We start from the raw sequence: 17,376 nt of genomic DNA, 5'->3' as shown, positions 1-17,376 counted from the left end.
CCGCCACACCCCGTTCTTCACCAACTACCGTCCGCAGTTCTACTTCCGTACGACGGACGTGACGGGCATGGTCTCGCTGCCGGAAGGCGTCGAGATGGTGATGCCGGGTGACAACGTCGCCATGGAAGTGGCTCTGATCGCCCCGATCGCCATGGACGAAGGCCTGCGCTTCGCCATCCGCGAAGGCGGCCGTACCGTCGGTGCCGGCGTCGTTGCCAAGATCGTCGAGTGATGACCGTCCGGCAGCCGCCGCAAGGTGGTCGCCGAAGCGGGCAGGGTAAGGCGGCGGGAGCGATCCCGCCGCCGGTTGCAAGAGACGGGTCGTCTTCCCCGCGAAAGCAGGAAGGGCGACCCGCCCGGTTCTAGCCATCGGGCGTCGGTGTTCGGAACCGTCAGCCTGTCGATCCAGCTTCCTCCGATCCGGGGGAGATTCAGGATTGACACGCGGGCGCTGAACGCCTAGAGATTACGCCCTCTGGATTTTGGGTTGGTGGTAGGCAGCTTCGGCCTAGACGCAGCCCGAGACGAACGGCACGGCGCGCCTCCACGGGGGCGCGCCGTCTGCTGAACGGAACATCCTCTTCGCGCATCCGCCGCGGGGGATGTTCTTTTTCGTATCGGCACGTCGCATCGGTCACAGTGTCGCCCGTCGGCCCCGCTTGGGAGGTTCGGCGCGCGGCCTTGCGCTGTCGGCGAAGCCCCAAAGCAGCTCGTGGAGTTCCGGTGACGCGTCCGCGTCATCGTTAGAAGGTGCAAGGGACGTTTGGACATGGACAGCCAGAACATCCGCATCCGTCTGAAGGCGTTCGATCATCGCGTGCTCGACCAGTCGACCAGCGAGATCGTCAACACCGCCAAGCGGACCGGCGCGCGCGTGCGGGGCCCGATCCCCCTGCCGACGCACATCGAAAAGTTCACCGTGAACCGCTCGCCGCACATCGACAAGAAGTCGCGTGAGCAGTTCGAGATCCGCACCCACAAGCGCCTGCTCGACATCGTCGATCCGACGCCGCAGACCGTGGATGCGCTGATGAAGCTCGACCTCGCCGCCGGCGTCGACGTCGAGATCAAGCTCTGATTTTGGTTGGTAAGGGACCTCTCCACTCACGGACGTCCCTGGTCAGGAGATAAAGAACAATGCGATCCGGTTTGATCGCGCAGAAGGTCGGCATGACCCGCGTCTTCACGGACGACGGCCAGCATGTTCCGGTCACTGTGCTGAAAGTCGACAGCTGCCAGGTCGTCGCCGTTCGCACCGAGGAAAAGGATGGCTACACCGCCGTCCAGCTCGGCGCGGGCGCCATCAAGGTCAAGAACGTCAACAAGCCTGAGCGTGGGCATTTCGCCAAGGCGCGTGTGGAACCGAAGCGCAAGCTCGTCGAGTTCCGCGTCGATGCCGATGCCCTGATCGAGGTTGGCGCCGAGCTCTCGGCCGCCCACTTCGTCGCCGGCCAGTACGTCGACGTCACCGGCACCTCCATCGGCAAGGGCTTTGCCGGTGCGATGAAGCGCTGGAACTTCGGTGGTCTGCGCGCCACGCACGGCGTGTCGGTGTCGCACCGTTCGCACGGTTCGACGGGTAACCGTCAGGACCCCGGCAAGGTCTTCAAGAACAAGAAGATGGCCGGTCATCTCGGTGACGAGCGGGTTACGGTCCTGAACCTTCAGGTCGTCGCCGTCGACGAAGCTCGTGGTCTGATCATGCTCAAGGGTGCCGTCCCCGGCGCCGAGGGCGGTTGGCTGCGCATCCGTGACGCCGTCAAGAAGAAGGCTCCGGAAGGCCTGCCCTTCCCGGCCGGCATCAAGTCTGCTCCGGCGGCGGAAGCCCCGGCCGAGACGCAGGAGTGAGCGCCATGAAGGCCACGATCAAGAACCTGAACAACGAAGCCGTCGGCGAGATCGAGCTGTCGGATGCCGTGTTCGGCCTGCCGACCCGCACCGACCTGCTGGCCCGCATGGTGAACTGGCAGCTGGCCAAGCGCCGCTCCGGTAACCACAAGACCAAGGGCATCAGCGAGATCAGCGGCACGACCAAGAAGCCCTACTCGCAGAAGGGCACCGGTCGCGCTCGCCAGGGCTCCATCCGTTCGCCGCAGTTCCGCGGCGGTGCGACCATCTTCGGGCCGGTGGTGCGTTCGCACGCCCACGACCTGACGAAGAAGGTCCGCAAGCTGGCGCTCAAGACTGCCCTGTCGGCCAAGGCCGCCGAGGGCAAGCTGATCGTTCTCGAGGCTGCCGCTGCCGAGACTCACAAGACCAAGGAACTGGCCGCCCGTCTGGCCACCCTCGGCCTTACGTCCGCGCTGATCATCGATGGCTCGAACCTGGACGAGAACTTCGCCAAGGCTTCGCGCAACATCCCGCTGATCGACGTGCTGCCGGAGCAGGGCGCCAACGTCTACGACATTCTCCGCCGCGACACGCTGGTCCTGACCCGCAACGCGGTCGAGCAACTGGAGGCTCGCCTGAAATGAGCAAGCAGTCGAAACCTGCGGTGAGCCAGGAGCGGATGTACGACCTGATCCTCGCTCCCGTCATCACCGAGAAGTCGACGTTGGTGTCGGAGCACAACCAGGTCACGTTCCGCGTGCCGCTCACGGCCTCCAAGCCGGAGATCAAGGCCGCCGTTGAAGGTCTCTTCAACGTCAAGGTGACCGCGGTCAACACCCTGGTTTCCAAGGGCAAGACCAAGCGGTTCCGCGGCACCATCGGCCGTCGCTCGGACTTCAAGAAGGCCGTCGTCACCCTCGCCGAGGGTAACAAGATCGACGTGACCACGGGCATCTGAGCGGGAGTGTGATCCGATGGCTCTGAAGCAATACCGCCCGATTACGCCGTCGCTCCGCCAGCTGGTCATCGTTGACCGCTCGGAGCTGTGGAAGGGCAAGCCGGTCAAGACCCTCACCGAGGGCCTGACCAAGTCTGGTGGCCGCAACAACACCGGCCGCATCACTGCGCGCCGCATGGGTGGCGGTCATAAGCGTACCTATCGTCTGGTGGACTTCAAGCGTCGCAAGTTCGACGTTCCGGCCACCGTCGAGCGGCTCGAGTATGATCCGAACCGCACGGCCTTCATCGCGCTGATCAAGTACCAGGATGGGACCCTGTCCTACATCCTGGCGCCGCAGCGCCTGAAGGTCGGCGACACGGTGATCTCGGGCGAGCGCGTCGACGTGAAGCCCGGCAACGCCATGCCGCTGAAGAACATCCCGGTCGGTTCGATCGTGCACAACGTCGAGCTGAAGGCCGGCAAGGGTGGTCAGGTGGCTCGTTCCGCCGGTACCTACCTGCAGCTGGTCGGCCGCGACGGCGGCTACGCCCAGCTGAAGCTGCCGTCCGGCGAGCTGCGCATGGTTCGCGGCGAGTGCATGGCCACCCTTGGTGCCGTGTCCAACCCGGACCAGATGAACACCAACCTGGGCAAGGCCGGTCGCAACCGCTGGCTGGGCAAGCGTCCGTCGGTCCGTGGCGTCGCCATGAACCCGATCGACCACCCGCACGGTGGTGGTGAGGGTCGTACCTCGGGCGGCCGTCATCCGGTCACGCCGTGGGGCAAGCCGACCAAGGGCAAGAAGACTCGTCACAACAAGAAGACGGATGGCCTGATCCTGCGCCGCCGTCATTCGAAGTAAGGAGGTCGAACGATGGCACGCTCCGTTTGGAAGGGCCCGTTCGTCGACGGCTATCTGCTGAAGAAGGCGGACAAGAGCCGGGCTTCGGGCCGCAACGAGATCATCAAGATCTGGTCGCGTCGTTCGACCATCCTGCCGCAGTTCGTCGGTCTGACGTTCGGCGTCTACAACGGCCACAAGTTCCTGCCGGTTCTGGTTACCGAGCACATGATCGGTCACAAGTTCGGCGAGTTCGCTCCGACGCGGACCTTCTATGGCCACGCGGCGGACAAGAAGGCGAAGAGGAAGTAAGCCATGGGCAAGTCTGCCAATCCCAGCCGGATCGCGGAGAACGAGGCTCTGGCCCGCAATCCGATGATCCGCACCAGCCCGCGGAAGCTCAACCTCGTCGCCCAGCTGATCCGGAACATGGATGCCAGCCGCGCCGTGGCCGAGCTGACCTTCTCCAAGCGCCGCATCGCCGGCGAGGTGAAGAAGGTCCTGCAGGCCGCGATCGCGAACGCCGAGAACAACCACCAGCTCGACGTCGACCGTCTGTACGTGTCGTCGGCGACGGTCGGTCGCGCTCTGGTGATGAAGCGCTTCCACGCCCGTGCCCGCGGTCGCGGCGCCCGGGTCGAGAAGCTGTTCAGCAACCTGACGATCATCGTTCGCGAGCGTGACGCCGCCGTTGCCGAGGGGGCCGAGTAATGGGTCAGAAAATCAATCCGATCGGGCTGCGCCTCGGCATCAACCGGACCTGGGACAGCCGTTGGTTCGCCAAGCGCGACTACGCCAACCTGCTGCACCAGGACCTGAAGCTGCGTGGCTATCTGCAGGGTCGCCTGCAGCAGGCCGGTTGCTCGCGCGTCGTCATCGAACGTCCGGCCAAGAAGGCCCGCATCACCATCCACTCGGCTCGTCCGGGCGTGGTGATCGGCAAGAAGGGCGCGGACATCGAGAAGCTGCGTCAAGAGCTGTCGAAGATGACCGGCAGCGAGGTGAGCCTGAACATCGTCGAGATCCGCAAGCCGGAGATCGACGCTCGCCTCATCGCCGAGAACATCGCCAGCCAGCTCGAGCGCCGTGTGGCATTTCGTCGCGCCATGAAGCGCGCCGTGCAGTCCGCCATGCGTCTGGGCGCCCAGGGCATCCGGATCAACTGCTCGGGCCGTCTCGGCGGTGCGGAAATCGCCCGCATGGAGTGGTACCGCGAGGGCCGCGTTCCGCTGCACACCCTGCGCGCCGACATCGACTACGGTGTGGGCACCGCCAAGACCACCTACGGCACCTGCGGTGTCAAGGTGTGGGTGTTCAAGGGCGAGGTCATGGCTCACGACCCGATGGCGCAGGACAAGCGCATGGGTTCCGAGCCGGTGTCGACCGACGGCGAGCCGCGCCGCGATCGTCACGATCGCCGCGACCGTCGCGAGCGCTCCGAGCGCTCCGAACGCGAGTAAAGGGGCCGAGCGATGCTTTCTCCCAAGCGCACGAAATTCCGTAAGGCCCACAAGGGCCGCATCCACGGCAACGCCAAGGGCGGCACCGCCCTGAATTTCGGCTCCTACGGCCTGAAGGCCCTGGAGCCGGAGCGCATCACCGCCCGTCAGATCGAAGCGGCCCGCCGCGCGATCACCCGTGCGATGAAGCGTCAGGGCCGCGTCTGGATCCGCATTTTCCCGGACCTCCCCGTCTCCACCAAGCCCGCCGAAGTCCGCATGGGTTCCGGTAAGGGTTCGCCGGAGTACTGGGCGGCTCGCGTGAAGCCGGGCCGCATCCTGTTTGAACTGGACGGCGTGCCGGCAGATGTGGCAAAAACCGCCTTCGCTCTGGCGGCCGCGAAGCTGCCGATCAAGGTGAAGCTGGTGACCCGCCTGGGCGGTGTCGAGGAGACCGCGGCATGAAGGCCGTAGACATTCGTACGAAGAGCGCGGATGAGCTGAACGATCAGCTCCTCCAGCTCAAGAAGGAACAGTTCAACCTGCGTTTCCAGAAGGCCTCCGGCCAGCTGGAGAACACCGCGCGGGTGAACACGGTGCGCCGCGACATCGCCCGCATCAAGACCATCCTCGGCGAGCGTGCCCGCTCCGCCGACGCCGGCAAGTAAGGGGGATCATCCATGCCTCGCCGCGTTCTGCAGGGCACGGTGGTCAGCGACAAGTGCGACAAGACCGTTACGGTTCTTGTCGAGCGCCGTGTCATGCACCCCGTGTACAAGAAGTTCATTCGTCAGTCGAAGAAGTACGCCGCCCACGACGAGGGCAACCAGTTCAAGGTCGGCGATACCGTTTCGATCATCGAATGCCGCCCGATCTCGAAGTCCAAGCGTTGGACGGTCGTGACGGAGTCCGCCGCCGACAGCGGCGCCGCGTGATAACGAAAGGTCGTAAACAATGATCCAGATGCAAACCAACCTGGAAGTCGCCGATAACAGCGGGGCGCGCCGGGTGCAGTGCATCAAGGTGCTTGGCGGGTCCAAGCGGAAGGTCGCGACCGTGGGCGACGTCATCGTCGTCTCGGTCAAGGAGGCCATTCCGAAGGGCCGCGTCAAGAAGGGCGACGTGCATCGCGCCGTTATCGTCCGCACCGCGAAGGAACTGCGTCGGGAGGACGGGTCGGCGATCCGTTTCGACCGGAACGCCGCCGTGCTGATCAACAAGCAGGGCGAGCCGATCGGCACCCGTATTTTCGGGCCGGTCACTCGTGAGCTTCGCGGTAAGAAGTTCATGAAGATCATCTCGCTGGCGCCGGAGGTGCTGTAATGGCCGCCAAGATCAAGACCAAGGACAAGGTCGTTGTCCTGACCGGCCGTGACAAGGGCAAGACCGGCGAGGTGTTGAAGGTTTTCCCGAAGGAGAACCGTGCCGTTGTGCAGGGCGTGAACGTGGTGAAGAAGCACCAGCGTGCCAGCGCCCGCTCGCAGGGTGGCATCATCGAGATGGAGGCGCCGATCAACGTCTCCAACCTCGCTCACGTCGACCCCAAGGATGGCAAGCCGACCCGCGTCGGTTTCAAGATCCTTGAGGATGGCCGCAAGGTGCGTGTCGCCAAGCGGTCCGGCGAAGTCATTGACCTGTGAGGGCCCGGGCATGACCGCACGTCTGAAAGAAGTTTACGACTCCAAGATCCGCGCCGCTCTGAAGTCGGAATTCGGCTACAAGAACGACCTGGAAGTTCCGCGGATCGAGAAGATCGTGGTCAACATGGGTGTCGGCGAGGCTGTCGCCGACTCCAAGAAGATCCAGCTCGCCGTGGCCGAGATGGCCGCCATCACCGGTCAGAAGCCGGTGGTGACCAAGTCGCGCAAGTCGATCGCTCAGTTCAAGCTGCGCGAAGGCATGGCGATCGGCTGCAAGGTCACGCTCCGTCGCGACCGCATGTACGAGTTCCTGGATCGCCTGGTGACGATTGCGTTGCCGCGCGTCCGTGACTTCCGCGGTATCCCGGGTGACAGCTTTGACGGCCGTGGCAACTACGCCATGGGCGTCAAGGAACAGATCATTTTCCCGGAGATCGATTACGACAAGATCGATCAGATCCGCGGCATGGACATCATCATCGTCACTACGGCGAAGACCGACCAGGAAGCCAAGGCTCTCCTGAAGGGCTTCGACATGCCGTTCGTGAGCTGAGGCTGGAGCACGACCATGGCTAAGACCAGTGCCATCGAAAAGAACAAGCGTCGCGCCAAGCTGGCCAAGCAGTACGCGAACAAGCGTGCGCGCCTGAAGGCAATCGCGAACGACAAGACCCTCCCGCCGGAAGAGCAATTCGCTGCCCGCCTCAAGCTGGCCGAACTGCCGCGCAACTCCTCGAAGGTGCGCGTCCGGAACCGCTGCGAAATGACCGGGCGTCCGCGCGCGTTCTATCGCAAGTTCAAGCTGTCCCGCGTCACGCTCCGCGAACTGGCCTCGACCGGCCAGATTCCGGGCATGACGAAGTCGAGCTGGTAAGGAGGGTCCGAGAATGTCTTTGAGCGATCCGCTCGGCGATATGCTGACCCGCATCCGCAACGGTCAGCACGCCCGCATGTCCGTTGTGGTTTCCCCGGCGTCGAAGCTGCGCGTCAACGTCCTGGAAGTTCTGAAGCGTGAAGGCTTCATCCGCGGCTGGTCCGAGGAAGAACTGCGTCCGGGCGTCAAGAACCTGAAGATCGAGCTGAAGTACCACGAAGGCGAGCCTGTCATTAAGCAGATCGCCCGTGTGTCGAAGCCCGGCCGTCGCGTCTACTCGAAGATCGCCGACCTGCCCCGTGTCTACAACGGGCTCGGTCTGTCGATCCTTTCGACCCCGCGTGGCGTGATGTCGGACAATGAGGCCCGCGCCGCCAACGTCGGCGGTGAAGTCCTCTGCCGCGTGTTCTAAGGGGGATTGGCAGATGTCGCGCATTGGCAAGCATCCCGTGCCGGTCCCGGCTGGCGTCGACGTGAAGGTCGACGGTCAGCAGGTGACGGCCAAGGGCAAGCTGGGGCAACTCAGCCTGACCCTGATCGACGACATCACCGCCTCGCTGGAAGACGGCAAGGTGGTGGTGAAGCCGGCAAACGACAGCAAGCGCGCCCGCGTCATGTGGGCGACCTCGCGCACCCTGATCAACAACATGGTCACCGGTGTCAGCCAGGGCTACACGATCAACCTCGAGATCAACGGCGTCGGTTACCGCGCGGCCGTGCAGGGCAAGGAGCTGGTCATGCAGCTCGGCTTCTCGCACGACGTGAAGTACCCGATCCCGGAAGGCATCACGATCAAGTGCGACAAGCCGACGGCCATTTCGGTCAGCGGCTACGACAAGCACAAGGTCGGCCAGGTGGCTGCCGAGATCCGCGGCTGGAAGAAGCCGGAGCCCTACAAGGGCAAGGGCATCAAGTACGATACCGAAACCGTCCTGCGCAAGGAAGGTAAGAAGAAGTAACCGCCATGCTGAAGCCAAAGCAACTCCACGAGCGCCGCAAGCAGCGCGTGCGCGCGCAGATTGCCAAGAAGGCCGGCGGGCGCGTTCGCCTCTCGGTCTTCCGGTCGAATCTGCACATCTACGCCCAGATCATCGACGACGAAAACGGCAAGACGCTCGCGTCCGCCTCGTCGTTGGAGAAGGAGCTGCGCGAGCAGCTCAAGCACGGCGGCAACGTCGATGCTGCCAAGCGCATCGGCGAGCTGATCGCCGAGCGCGCCAAGGCCGCTGGGATTACCGAGGTCGTCTTCGATCGCGGTGGGTATATTTACCATGGCCGGGTCAAGGCCCTGGCCGACGCCGCCCGCGAGGGCGGGCTGTCGTTCTAAGGAGGCCCGGATATGGCACGTGAACGTGGGGAGCGGGATAACCGCGACCGGCAGCCGCGCGAGCGGGAAGAAAGCGAGCTGATCGAAAAGCTCGTCGGTATCAACCGCGTCGCCAAGGTGGTCAAGGGTGGTCGGCGCTTCGGCTTCGCCGCTCTGGTCGTCGTTGGCGACGGCAAGGGCCGCGTCGGCGTCGGTTCGGGCAAGGCCCGTGAAGTGCCGGAAGCGATCCGCAAGGCGACCGATCAGGCCAAGCGCGGCATGATCCGTGTTCCGCTGCGCGAGGGCCGTACGCTGCATCACGACACCAACGGTCACTTCGGTGCCGGCAAGGTCGTGCTGCGGGCGGCTCCGGCCGGTACCGGCATCATCGCCGGTGGTCCGATGCGCGCGATCTTCGAGGCTCTCGGCGTCGCTGACGTCGTGACCAAGTCGATCGGCACGTCGAACCCGCACAACATGATCAAGGCGACCTTCGACGCCCTGACCCAGGTCACCAGCCCGCGTTCCGTCGCGGCGCGTCGCGGTCGTCGCGTGAGCGACATCCTCGGCCGTCGCGAGGCCGGCGCCGGACAGGAGGCCTGATCATGGCGGAGAAGAAGACCGTCGTCGTGACCCAGATCGGCAGCCCGATCGGCCGCAAGCACGACCAGCGCGAGACGCTGGTCGGTCTGGGTCTCAACAAGCTGCACCGGACCCGCGAGCTGGAGGACACTCCGGCCGTGCGGGGCATGATCGCCAAGGTCGCGCACCTGGTCCGCGTCGAGAACGAGGGCTGAGATCATGACCAAGCTTAACGACCTGCGTGACAACGCCGGTGCCCGCAAGGCGCGCATGCGCGTCGGCCGCGGTATCGGTTCCGGCAAGGGCAAGACCGCTGGCCGCGGCGTGAAGGGTCAGACCTCGCGCACCGGCGTGGCGATCAACGGCTTCGAAGGCGGGCAGATGCCTCTGCACCGCCGCCTGCCGAAGCGCGGCTTCCGGAACATCTTCGCCAAGGAATATTCGGTGGTTAACCTGGGCATGGTCCAGAAGGCCATCGACCTGGGCAAGCTGAATGCTTCCGAGACCATCGATGCCGCGGCGCTCAACGCTGCCGGCGTCACCGGCAAGGTGAAGAAGGACGGTGTCCGTCTGCTGGGCAAGGGCGAGCTGACCACGAAGGTTTCCTTCACGGTCGCCGGCGCGTCCAAGTCGGCGATCGAGGCCGTCGAAAAGGTGGGTGGCAGCGTCACGCTGACCGCGCCCGCCGCCGAAGCCGCCGAGTAAGGTTCCGCGTGAAGCCCGTGCTTGCGCACGGGCTTTCGTGGCACTACAAAAAGCGAAGTCGCGAGGGGCGGCCTGCGTCATGCAGTGCCGCCCCGTTCGCGCTTACGGGACAGGGATTGGACCATGGCATCAGCGGCCGAGCAGCTTGCCGCCAACATCAATTTCGGGGCTTTCTCCAAGGCGACCGAGCTGAAAAAGCGGATTTGGTTCACCTTGGCGGCCCTGATCGTCTACCGGCTGGGCACTTACATCCCGCTGCCGGGCATCGACCCGACGATTCTCAGCGACGTCTTCAAGCAGCAGGGCGGCGGCATTCTCGGCATGTTCGACATGCTGGCCGGCGGCGCGCTCAGCCGCATGACCATCTTCGCGCTCAACATCATGCCGTACATCTCGGCGTCCATCATCGTGCAGTTGCTGACCGCCGTGTCGCCGCAGATGGAGGCCATGAAGAAGGAAGGTGAGGCCGGGCGCAAGAAGCTGAACCAGTACACCCGATTCGGCACGGTGGCGCTCGCCACGGTGCAGGCCTATGGCCTTGCGGTCGGCCTTGAGGCGATGCGCGGCTCCAGCGGGGCGGCGGTCATCGATCCAGGTCTTTTCTTCCGCGTCGCCACGGTCATCACGCTGGTTGGCGGCACCATGTTCCTGATGTGGCTGGGCGAGCAGATCACCGCCCGCGGCATCGGCAACGGCATCTCGCTCATCATCTTCGCCGGCATCGTCGCGGAACTGCCGCGAGCGCTGGTCAACACGCTGGAACTTGGCCGCCAGGGCGCCTTGTCCACCCTGTTCATCATCCTGATGCTGGTGATGTCGGTCGGCGTGGTGTTCTTCATCGTCTTCATGGAGCGCGCCCAGCGCCGCCTGCTGGTGCAGTACCCCAAGCGCCAGGTCGGCAACCGGGTGTTCGGCGGCGAAGCGTCGCACCTGCCGCTGAAGATGAACACCGCCGGCGTCATCCCGCCGATCTTCGCGTCGTCGCTGCTGCTGCTGCCGCTGACCGCGGTGGGCTTCGCCGGCGGCGAGGGGCCCGAGTGGCTGCAGGCGGTGTCGCGCTATCTGGCGCACGGCACCCCGCTGTACATGCTGCTCTACGCCTCGCTGATCGTGTTTTTCTGCTTCTTCTACACGGCCATCGTCTTCAATCCGGCGGAGACGGCCGAGAACCTGCGGAAGTATGGCGGCTTCATTCCCGGCATCCGCCCCGGCAAGAACACCGCCGATCATATCGACTATGTGCTGAGCCGGCTGACGGTCATCGGCTCCGCCTACCTTGTGGCGGTTTGTCTCCTCCCCGAAATCCTGATATCCCAGCACTCGGTTCCGTTTTATTTTGGCGGCACCAGCCTGCTGATCGTGGTCACCGTCACGATGGACACGGTTGCGCAGATTCATTCCCACCTGCTGGCTCACCAGTATGAGGGATTGATCAAGAAATCGAAGCTTCGGGGGAGAAAGTAATGAACCTCATACTGCTCGGTCCGCCGGGCGCCGGGAAGGGGACCCAGGCGCGCCGTCTGGAAGACACGCGTGGCTTGGTGCAGTTGTCCACGGGCGACATGCTCCGCGCCATGGTGGCGGAAGGTGGGCCGCTCGGGCAGCAGGCGAAGGAGATCATGTCCGCCGGCAAGCTGATGCCGGACGAGCTTATGGTCAGCATGATCGCCGAACGCATTTCCAAGCCCGACGTCAAGAACGGCTTCATTCTCGACGGTTTCCCGCGCACCGTGGCCCAGGCCGAGGCGCTGGACAAGATGCTGGAGGAGAAGGGCCTGAAGCTCGATCATGTGATCGAGATGCGGGTCGTCGACGATGTCCTGGTGGAGCGCATCACCGGCCGCTACACCTGCGCCAAGTGCGGCAAGGGCTATCACGACAGCTTCGAGAAGCCGAAGGTCGAGGGCGTCTGCGATGCCTGCGGCAGCACCGAGTTCAAACGGCGCGCCGACGACAATGCGGAGACGGTGACGACCCGTCTTGCCCAGTACCACCAGCAGACCGCGCCGATCCTGCCCTACTACCAGGGATGCGGCGTGTTGAAGGCGGTGGACGGCATGGCCGACATCGATGAGGTGACGAAAGAGATCGAGGCGATCCTCGCAAGCTGAGGGTCGCGTCTGGTCGAACGACGAAGGCCGCAGTCTCCGGTGGGAGGCTGCGGCCTTCGTCGTTCTTTGGTACTGGTCGGCCTTTGGTGCCGGTCGGCGGGGCGGCGTGGTCAGGCGGCGGGAGTGCCGGGGGAGGGCGGGGCATCGCCCTGTGTCGCAGCCGGGGTCGCCGGCTCCTCGGTCATGGTACGGTAGCGGGCCAGGATCCAGCCGAGATGGGCGGTGACGGCATTGGCCGCGGCGTCGGGGTCGCGACGGGCGATGGCTTGGTGGATGGCGCGGTGATGCTCGATCATCAGCGCCTCGTGGTTCTCCATGAAGGGCTCGGTGTGCTTCATCTCGACCATGTTGCCGAGGATGTCGCGGATGGTGGAGAGCAGGTGCAGATAGACCGGGCTGCCGGACGCCTGGGCGACGGCGACGTGGAAGTCCATATCGTCGGCGGCGCGGCCGCCATCCCGGTTGGTCTCGCTCATCGCCTGCAGGATGCGGCCGATGGTGTCGATCTGCTCCTGGGTCGCCCGTTCGGCGGCGCGGCGGGCCGCCCAGCTTTCCAGCGCCATGCGGATTTCGACGAGGTCGCACAGGTTCTGGTGGGTGCTGCGCACCATGGTGGTCAATGCGCCGTCCATCACCCCGGCCGATGACACCACGCGGGTGCCGCCGCCCTGGACGGCGGTCAGGAATCCCTGTGTCTTCAGCTTCTGCAGGGCCGCCCGGACCGAGACGCGACTGACATGCAGCTGTTCGGCGAGCTGGCGTTCGCCCGGCAGACGCTCCCCCGGCACCAACTCGCCGCGCGCGATGCGGTCGAGAAGCTGTTGAGCCACCCACTCCGAAATGCGCTGCGAGGAGGAGGGGACGTGAGCGCTGTCGTCGGTGCCGGGCACGGGTGGTTTCCCTTCGGTCGGAAAGCGGTTCATTGGCAGTTGGTAATACCGGTAGCGGTCCGGGCGGGCCGGGTCAATGGTCGACAGGCCGCCTGCGGCGCCTTGCCCGCGGGATGAAAAGACATGGCTGGCCGGTTCTCCGACCGAATAGCCCTGCCTGATGTCAGCGGCTGCCGCGCCGGGCCATCAGGATGCCTATCAGGATCACGGCGGCGCCCACCGCCTGCAGCGTTCCCAGCGGTTCGTTCAGCAGGATCCAGGCGAGGATCGCGGCGGCGGCCGGCTGCAGCAGCAGGCTGACGGACGAGAAGGAGGCCGGAAGATGGGCCAGCGCGTAGGCGATCAGGCTCTGCCCGCCGGCATGGCTGAACAGCGCCAGCCCGGCCAGCACCAGCCATCCGGCGGCGGTCGCCGGCAGCATCGCCTCGCCGTCATAGAGGCCCAGCGGGAGCAGCACGGCCGCGGTGATGACGCCGCTCCAGGTCATGATGGTGGCGGTGGAGAACTCGGCGCGCAGATGCCCGACCGATAGAATGTAGCCGGCGTAGAAGACGGCGGTCAGCAGACCCAGCGCGTCGCCGAACAGATGATCGGCGCTCAGCTGGAAGCTCTGCCCCATCAGCACGATCGCTCCGCCAAGCGCCAGCAACATGCCCAGAACGAAGCGTCCGGTGATGCGCTCCTTGAACAGGAACCAGGCGGCCGGCGCGACGAAAAGCGGCGCGAAGTTGGCCAGCAGCGTGGCGTTGGCGACGGAGGTGTAGCGGATGGAGGTGTGCCAGACCGCAAGGTCGCCGGCAAAGCAGAGGCCGGCCAGGGACAGCCGGCCGTAATCGGCGAGCGATGAGGGGCGCCGGCTGGCTCGGCCGGTAGGCTGTCGCGACTCGCCCACCATCCACAGCGCCAGCACCGGGGTTGCCAGCGCCATGCGCCAGAAGCCGGTGGCGACCGGCCCGACATCCGACAGGCGGACGAAGATGGGGGCGAAGGCGATGCCGAGGGCACCCAGCAGAAGGGCGATCAGGGCGACACGTTGCGTCCGGGATGCATGGTCGAGCGGGATGGCACTGGCGTCTGGCATGGGATCGCTTATATCCGCCGATGATTGGGCGGGCCAGCAGGACGCGCGTCATGGCTGCCGTGCGCGTCCCAGTTTCCCCTTTACGGTGTCGGGCCGGTGTATGGGCCTGTTGTGGTGGCCCGATGCGTCAGCGCGGGCGGATGCGGCGCAGCGACACCGACTCGTCGTCTTCCGATCCGAAATCGTCATAGTGGATCGGGCAGCGGCCGTCCTTGCGCGGCTTGTCCTTCACCGTCGCGGGATACCACTCGCCCTTCCATTCCACCTCCACCCGCATGCCGGGCTGGCACAGCGAGGCGCCGGCCGGGTAGCCGCCGGTGTTGTTGGACATCGCCGGGGACTGGACCGGAGATTGGGCCGCGCCCGGCGGCATCGGGCTCAGCCTCGGCGCGGCTGCGGGGACCGGCGCGGGCTTCTCCTGGTCGCAGAAGGCGGTGCACACCGTCCGGGCGATCACCTGACCGCCGCAGCTGCCGCCGAAGCAGTCGCGATAGTCGGCTTCGCACCCCGCCTCGCAGCTGCTGTTGCCGCAGGAGTAGGAACGGTCGAAGTCGCTGACCGATTTCTTGATCGGCTTCTTTTCCGCCTGCTGCCGGTTGACGTAGGCCTGATACTCGTAAAGCGCCCGCGACCGCGCCTCGTTCACGCAGGCCTGCTGGTTCAGTCCGCAGTTCTGGCGGCAAAAATTGCGGTTCTGCTGGCACTGGTTGACGCACAGCCGCCCCTCCGCCGAACTGGGCGGGATCAAGCTGTACTGGGTCTCATAGACGGGACCGCAGGCGCTGAGCAGCGCCATCACGGCAAGGCAGAGGGTGATCAGGCGAAGCATGCGGGATGTCTTCCGGGTGGGTTCGCGCGGAAAGGGAAGGGCAGCGTAACAGCTTGCCAATCGGGCTACCACCATCGGCCGCGCTTCCGCCCGGCGTGGCGGTTGCGTTAGTGTGGCGTATGGTTGCCTCCACCCCGCAAGACTCCCCGCACTCCGCCGGCCATTCCCTTGACGGGCCGCCCGAACACCGGCAGCCGGTCACCGCGCCTGCGCCCGCCCCGCGACTCGCCGCACCGCTGCTGGGGCCCGATGATCCGCCACCGGCGACCACGCTGAATCCGGATGCGGGCGGGCCGCTGCTGCTGGTTTGCGATCATGCATCCCGTGCGATCCCCAGGGCGCTGGGCGACCTCGGCCTGCCGGAGGAGCAGCTCTGCCGCCACATCGCCTACGACATCGGCGCGGCGGAGGTGACGCGGCGGCTGGCCGCGAGGTTCGGCGCCACGGCGGTGCTGTCGGGCTTTTCCCGGCTGGTGATCGATCCGAACCGGGCGCTGGAGGATCCGACCGCGATCCCGGTGGTCAGCGACGATGTGGTGATCCCAGGCAACCGCGCGCTGGACGGCGACGAGCAGGCCCGGCGGGTCGAGGCGCTGTTCCACCCCTACCATGCGGCGGTGGCCGCGGCGTTGTCGGCCATCCGCGGGCGCGGGCAGGTGCCGGTGGTGGTGTCGGTCCACAGCTTCACCCCCGCGATGCGCGGGGTGGCGCGGCCCTGGCACATCGGCGTGCTGTGGGACAACGACCCGCGCCTTCCGGTGCCGCTGATCGAGGCGCTGACGGCCGACGGGCGCTGGTGCGTCGGCGACAACCAGCCCTATTCCGGCCGCGGCACGCTGGGAGGCACGGTAGAGACCCACGCGACTCCCGCCGGCTATCCCAACGTCCTGCTGGAGGTGCGGCAGGATCTGATCGCGACGCCGGAGGGGGCCGATCTGTGGGCGCAGGTGATCGGCGACGCGCTTGAACCGCTGCTGTCCCTGCCGTCGCTGGCCACCATCCACCATTATCCGCGGGCCTGAACACGAGATGGAAGCCGCCGTGACCGAACCGTCCTTCACCATGGGCCTGGAAGAAGAATATCTGCTGGTGGACCGCGGAACGCGCGACATCGTGCAGAGCCCACCGGACGAGATGCTGGAGGCCTGTCAGGAACAGGCGCCGGGCCGCATCCATCCGGAATTCCTGCGCTGCCAGATCGAGGTCGGCACGCCGGTCTGCAAGACGCTGGCCGAGGCGCGGGCCGAACTGGCGGCCTTGCGCGCCACGGTGGCCGGGGTGGCCGACCGCTACGGGCTGGCGCCGATCGCCGCCTCCACCCATCCCTTCGCCGCGTGGGAGCCGCAGAAGCACACCAACCGCGACCGCTACAACATGCTGGCGCGCGACCTGGGGGCACCGGCCCGCCGGCTGATGATCTGCGGCATGCATGTCCATATCGGGATCGAGGACGACGACCTGCGCATCGACCTGATGAACCAGGTCCGCTACTTCCTGCCGCATCTGCTGGCGCTGTCGACCTCCTCGCCCTTCTGGCGCGGGCGCGACATGGAACGCCGGTCCTACCGGCTCAGCGTGTGGCACGAGCTGCCGCGCACCGGCATGCCCGACGGTTTCCAGAGCTACGGCGAGTATCAGAGCCACGTCGCGGTCCTGGTGAATGCCGGGGTGATCGAGGATGCCAGCAAGCTGTGGTGGGACATCCGGCCGTCCTCGCGCTTCCCCACGCTGGAGATGCGGATCACCGACATCTGCACCCGGCTGGACGATGCGGTCACGGTGGCGGCGCTCTACCGCTGCCTGCTGCGCATGCTGTGGCGGCTGAAGCTGCGCAACGTCACCTGGCGGCCCTACAAGAACCTGCTGATCGAGGAGAACCGCTGGCGGGCCCAGCGCTATGGCCTGGACAGCGGGCTGGTCGATTTCGGCCAGGGCCGCATCGTGCCCTATGCCGACCTGCTGGACGAGATCATCGATCTGACCCGCGAGGATGCCGAACATTTCGGCTGCACCGCCGAGGTCGAGCGGGCGCGCGACATCGTGGCCCGCGGCACCAGCGCCCATCGCCAGATCGCGATCTTCCAGGCGGCGCTCGCCGACGGCGCCGGCGAGGACGAGGCGCTGCGCCGGGTGGTGGACTGGCTGGTGGAGGAGACGATGGTGGGGGTGGCGGCCGACGGGCAGGCCGCTTGAATCCTACCCCACGCGTTGCCCCTCCCAACCGGCTTGACGCGCGCGTCATGTCTCCATACGCTTCCGCGCCGTCGATGCCGCTGGAATGCGGGTTGAACAGGGCTGGCAAATAATA

28 protein-coding genes and 1 pseudogene are annotated in these 17,376 nt (G+C 65.8%); 26 read left to right on the top strand and 3 right to left on the bottom strand.

Translation table 11 applies throughout. The annotated features are described in order from the left end of the window. The 24 genes and pseudogenes from tuf to VD964_RS27660 all read left to right on the top strand — a co-directional run. Nucleotides 1–232: pseudogene (gene tuf / locus VD964_RS27775) on the top strand (elongation factor Tu); the annotation flags it as partial. Between the two features lie 537 nt (nt 233–769). After that, nucleotides 770–1,078 (top strand): 30S ribosomal protein S10, encoded by a 309-nt coding sequence (gene rpsJ / locus VD964_RS27770; RefSeq protein ID WP_012973204.1) that lies wholly within the window; start codon nt 770–772, stop codon nt 1,076–1,078. A gap of 59 nt (nt 1,079–1,137) precedes the next feature. Next, complete coding sequence (gene rplC, locus VD964_RS27765) at nt 1,138–1,848, top strand: 50S ribosomal protein L3 (protein ID WP_044549480.1); 711 nt, start codon at nt 1,138–1,140, stop codon at nt 1,846–1,848. Nucleotides 1,849–1,853: 5 nt separating this feature from the next. After that, a complete protein-coding gene (gene rplD / locus VD964_RS27760) occupies nt 1,854–2,474 on the top strand; it encodes a 50S ribosomal protein L4 (RefSeq protein ID WP_044549482.1) in 621 nt (206 codons plus the stop codon). Then, on the top strand, nt 2,471–2,788 hold the full coding sequence (locus VD964_RS27755) for a 50S ribosomal protein L23 (RefSeq protein ID WP_012973207.1): 318 nt from the start codon (nt 2,471–2,473) through the stop codon (nt 2,786–2,788). Before rplD ends, VD964_RS27755 begins: the two co-directional genes overlap by 4 nt. A 16-nt stretch (nt 2,789–2,804) precedes the next feature. After that, a complete protein-coding gene (gene rplB / locus VD964_RS27750; protein WP_012973208.1) occupies nt 2,805–3,632 on the top strand; it encodes a 50S ribosomal protein L2 in 828 nt (275 codons plus the stop codon). A 12-nt stretch (nt 3,633–3,644) separates the two neighbouring features. Continuing rightward, nucleotides 3,645–3,923 carry a 30S ribosomal protein S19 gene (gene rpsS, locus VD964_RS27745; RefSeq protein WP_012973209.1) on the top strand — a complete coding sequence of 93 codons (279 nt, stop codon included), beginning with the start codon at nt 3,645–3,647 and terminating at the stop codon, nt 3,921–3,923. 3 nt (nt 3,924–3,926) lie between these two features. Continuing rightward, nucleotides 3,927–4,322, top strand: coding sequence for a 50S ribosomal protein L22 (gene rplV / locus VD964_RS27740; protein ID WP_014246892.1), 396 nt, complete (start codon nt 3,927–3,929; stop codon nt 4,320–4,322). Then, nucleotides 4,322–5,071 (top strand): 30S ribosomal protein S3, encoded by a 750-nt coding sequence (rpsC, locus tag VD964_RS27735; protein ID WP_014246893.1) that lies wholly within the window; start codon nt 4,322–4,324, stop codon nt 5,069–5,071. The genes rplV and rpsC overlap by 1 nt, the downstream gene beginning before the upstream one ends. Before the next feature lie 12 nt (nt 5,072–5,083). After that, nucleotides 5,084–5,515: a 50S ribosomal protein L16 gene (gene rplP, locus VD964_RS27730; protein WP_012973212.1), complete on the top strand. Its 432-nt coding sequence runs from the start codon at nt 5,084–5,086 to the stop codon at nt 5,513–5,515. After that, the gene (rpmC, locus tag VD964_RS27725; protein WP_012973213.1) at nt 5,512–5,718 is read left to right on the top strand and encodes a 50S ribosomal protein L29; all 207 of its coding nucleotides are present in this window, start codon (nt 5,512–5,514) and stop codon (nt 5,716–5,718) included. The genes rplP and rpmC overlap by 4 nt, the downstream gene beginning before the upstream one ends. Before the next feature lie 12 nt (nt 5,719–5,730). Then, complete coding sequence (gene rpsQ / locus VD964_RS27720; protein ID WP_042694099.1) at nt 5,731–5,985, top strand: 30S ribosomal protein S17; 255 nt, start codon at nt 5,731–5,733, stop codon at nt 5,983–5,985. A 19-nt stretch (nt 5,986–6,004) separates the two neighbouring features. Further along, on the top strand, nt 6,005–6,373 hold the full coding sequence (gene rplN / locus VD964_RS27715) for a 50S ribosomal protein L14 (protein ID WP_012973215.1): 369 nt from the start codon (nt 6,005–6,007) through the stop codon (nt 6,371–6,373). Continuing rightward, nucleotides 6,373–6,690 (top strand): 50S ribosomal protein L24, encoded by a 318-nt coding sequence (rplX, locus tag VD964_RS27710; protein ID WP_014246896.1) that lies wholly within the window; start codon nt 6,373–6,375, stop codon nt 6,688–6,690. Before rplN ends, rplX begins: the two co-directional genes overlap by 1 nt. Before the next feature lie 10 nt (nt 6,691–6,700). Then, nucleotides 6,701–7,243, top strand: a complete 543-nt coding sequence (rplE, locus tag VD964_RS27705) for a 50S ribosomal protein L5 (RefSeq protein ID WP_014246897.1) — start codon at nt 6,701–6,703, stop codon at nt 7,241–7,243. A gap of 15 nt (nt 7,244–7,258) precedes the next feature. Next, nucleotides 7,259–7,564, top strand: a complete 306-nt coding sequence (rpsN, locus tag VD964_RS27700; protein ID WP_149197556.1) for a 30S ribosomal protein S14 — start codon at nt 7,259–7,261, stop codon at nt 7,562–7,564. A gap of 13 nt (nt 7,565–7,577) precedes the next feature. After that, the gene (gene rpsH / locus VD964_RS27695) at nt 7,578–7,976 is read left to right on the top strand and encodes a 30S ribosomal protein S8 (protein WP_042694090.1); all 399 of its coding nucleotides are present in this window, start codon (nt 7,578–7,580) and stop codon (nt 7,974–7,976) included. Nucleotides 7,977–7,989: 13 nt separating this feature from the next. Next, entirely contained in the window at nt 7,990–8,523 is a 534-nt protein-coding gene (gene rplF / locus VD964_RS27690) for a 50S ribosomal protein L6 (protein ID WP_324871669.1), read from the top strand. Between the two features lie 5 nt (nt 8,524–8,528). Then, complete coding sequence (gene rplR / locus VD964_RS27685; protein WP_014246901.1) at nt 8,529–8,891, top strand: 50S ribosomal protein L18; 363 nt, start codon at nt 8,529–8,531, stop codon at nt 8,889–8,891. 12 nt (nt 8,892–8,903) lie between these two features. After that, entirely contained in the window at nt 8,904–9,473 is a 570-nt protein-coding gene (gene rpsE / locus VD964_RS27680; protein ID WP_014246902.1) for a 30S ribosomal protein S5, read from the top strand. Nucleotides 9,474–9,475: 2 nt separating this feature from the next. Continuing rightward, complete coding sequence (gene rpmD, locus VD964_RS27675; protein WP_014246903.1) at nt 9,476–9,667, top strand: 50S ribosomal protein L30; 192 nt, start codon at nt 9,476–9,478, stop codon at nt 9,665–9,667. A 4-nt stretch (nt 9,668–9,671) separates the two neighbouring features. Further along, nucleotides 9,672–10,157, top strand: a complete 486-nt coding sequence (gene rplO, locus VD964_RS27670) for a 50S ribosomal protein L15 (protein WP_324871668.1) — start codon at nt 9,672–9,674, stop codon at nt 10,155–10,157. Between the two features lie 123 nt (nt 10,158–10,280). Beyond that, nucleotides 10,281–11,621: a preprotein translocase subunit SecY gene (gene secY, locus VD964_RS27665; RefSeq protein WP_014246905.1), complete on the top strand. Its 1,341-nt coding sequence runs from the start codon at nt 10,281–10,283 to the stop codon at nt 11,619–11,621. Then, the gene (locus VD964_RS27660; RefSeq protein WP_324871667.1) at nt 11,621–12,268 is read left to right on the top strand and encodes an adenylate kinase; all 648 of its coding nucleotides are present in this window, start codon (nt 11,621–11,623) and stop codon (nt 12,266–12,268) included. Before secY ends, VD964_RS27660 begins: the two co-directional genes overlap by 1 nt. Nucleotides 12,269–12,378: 110 nt before the next feature. Here VD964_RS27660 and VD964_RS27655 read toward each other — a convergent pair whose 3' ends face one another. The 3 genes from VD964_RS27655 to VD964_RS27645 form a co-directional block, all read right to left on the bottom strand. Then, a complete protein-coding gene (locus tag VD964_RS27655; RefSeq protein ID WP_324871666.1) occupies nt 12,379–13,158 on the bottom strand; it encodes a FadR/GntR family transcriptional regulator in 780 nt (259 codons plus the stop codon). Between the two features lie 163 nt (nt 13,159–13,321). Next, nucleotides 13,322–14,239 carry a DMT family transporter gene (locus VD964_RS27650; protein WP_324871665.1) on the bottom strand — a complete coding sequence of 306 codons (918 nt, stop codon included), beginning with the start codon at nt 14,237–14,239 and terminating at the stop codon, nt 13,322–13,324. Nucleotides 14,240–14,366: 127 nt separating this feature from the next. Continuing rightward, on the bottom strand, nt 14,367–15,068 hold the full coding sequence (locus VD964_RS27645) for a hypothetical protein (RefSeq protein ID WP_324871664.1): 702 nt from the start codon (nt 15,066–15,068) through the stop codon (nt 14,367–14,369). Between the two features lie 119 nt (nt 15,069–15,187). Here VD964_RS27645 and VD964_RS27640 point away from each other — a divergent pair, with 119 nt between their 5' ends. Together VD964_RS27640 and VD964_RS27635 are read left to right on the top strand one after the other, a co-directional pair. After that, entirely contained in the window at nt 15,188–16,090 is a 903-nt protein-coding gene (locus VD964_RS27640) for an N-formylglutamate amidohydrolase (protein ID WP_324871663.1), read from the top strand. A gap of 19 nt (nt 16,091–16,109) precedes the next feature. Then, nucleotides 16,110–17,261: a carboxylate-amine ligase gene (locus VD964_RS27635; protein ID WP_324871662.1), complete on the top strand. Its 1,152-nt coding sequence runs from the start codon at nt 16,110–16,112 to the stop codon at nt 17,259–17,261. The last annotated feature ends 115 nt before the right edge of the window (nt 17,262–17,376 follow it).

It is taken from the genome of Azospirillum sp. (genome assembly GCF_035628975.1).
Taxonomy (GTDB): domain Bacteria; phylum Pseudomonadota; class Alphaproteobacteria; order Azospirillales; family Azospirillaceae; genus Azospirillum.
The sequence above is the reverse complement of the archived record's forward strand: the minus strand, read 5'-3'. Positions and strand labels throughout refer to the sequence as shown.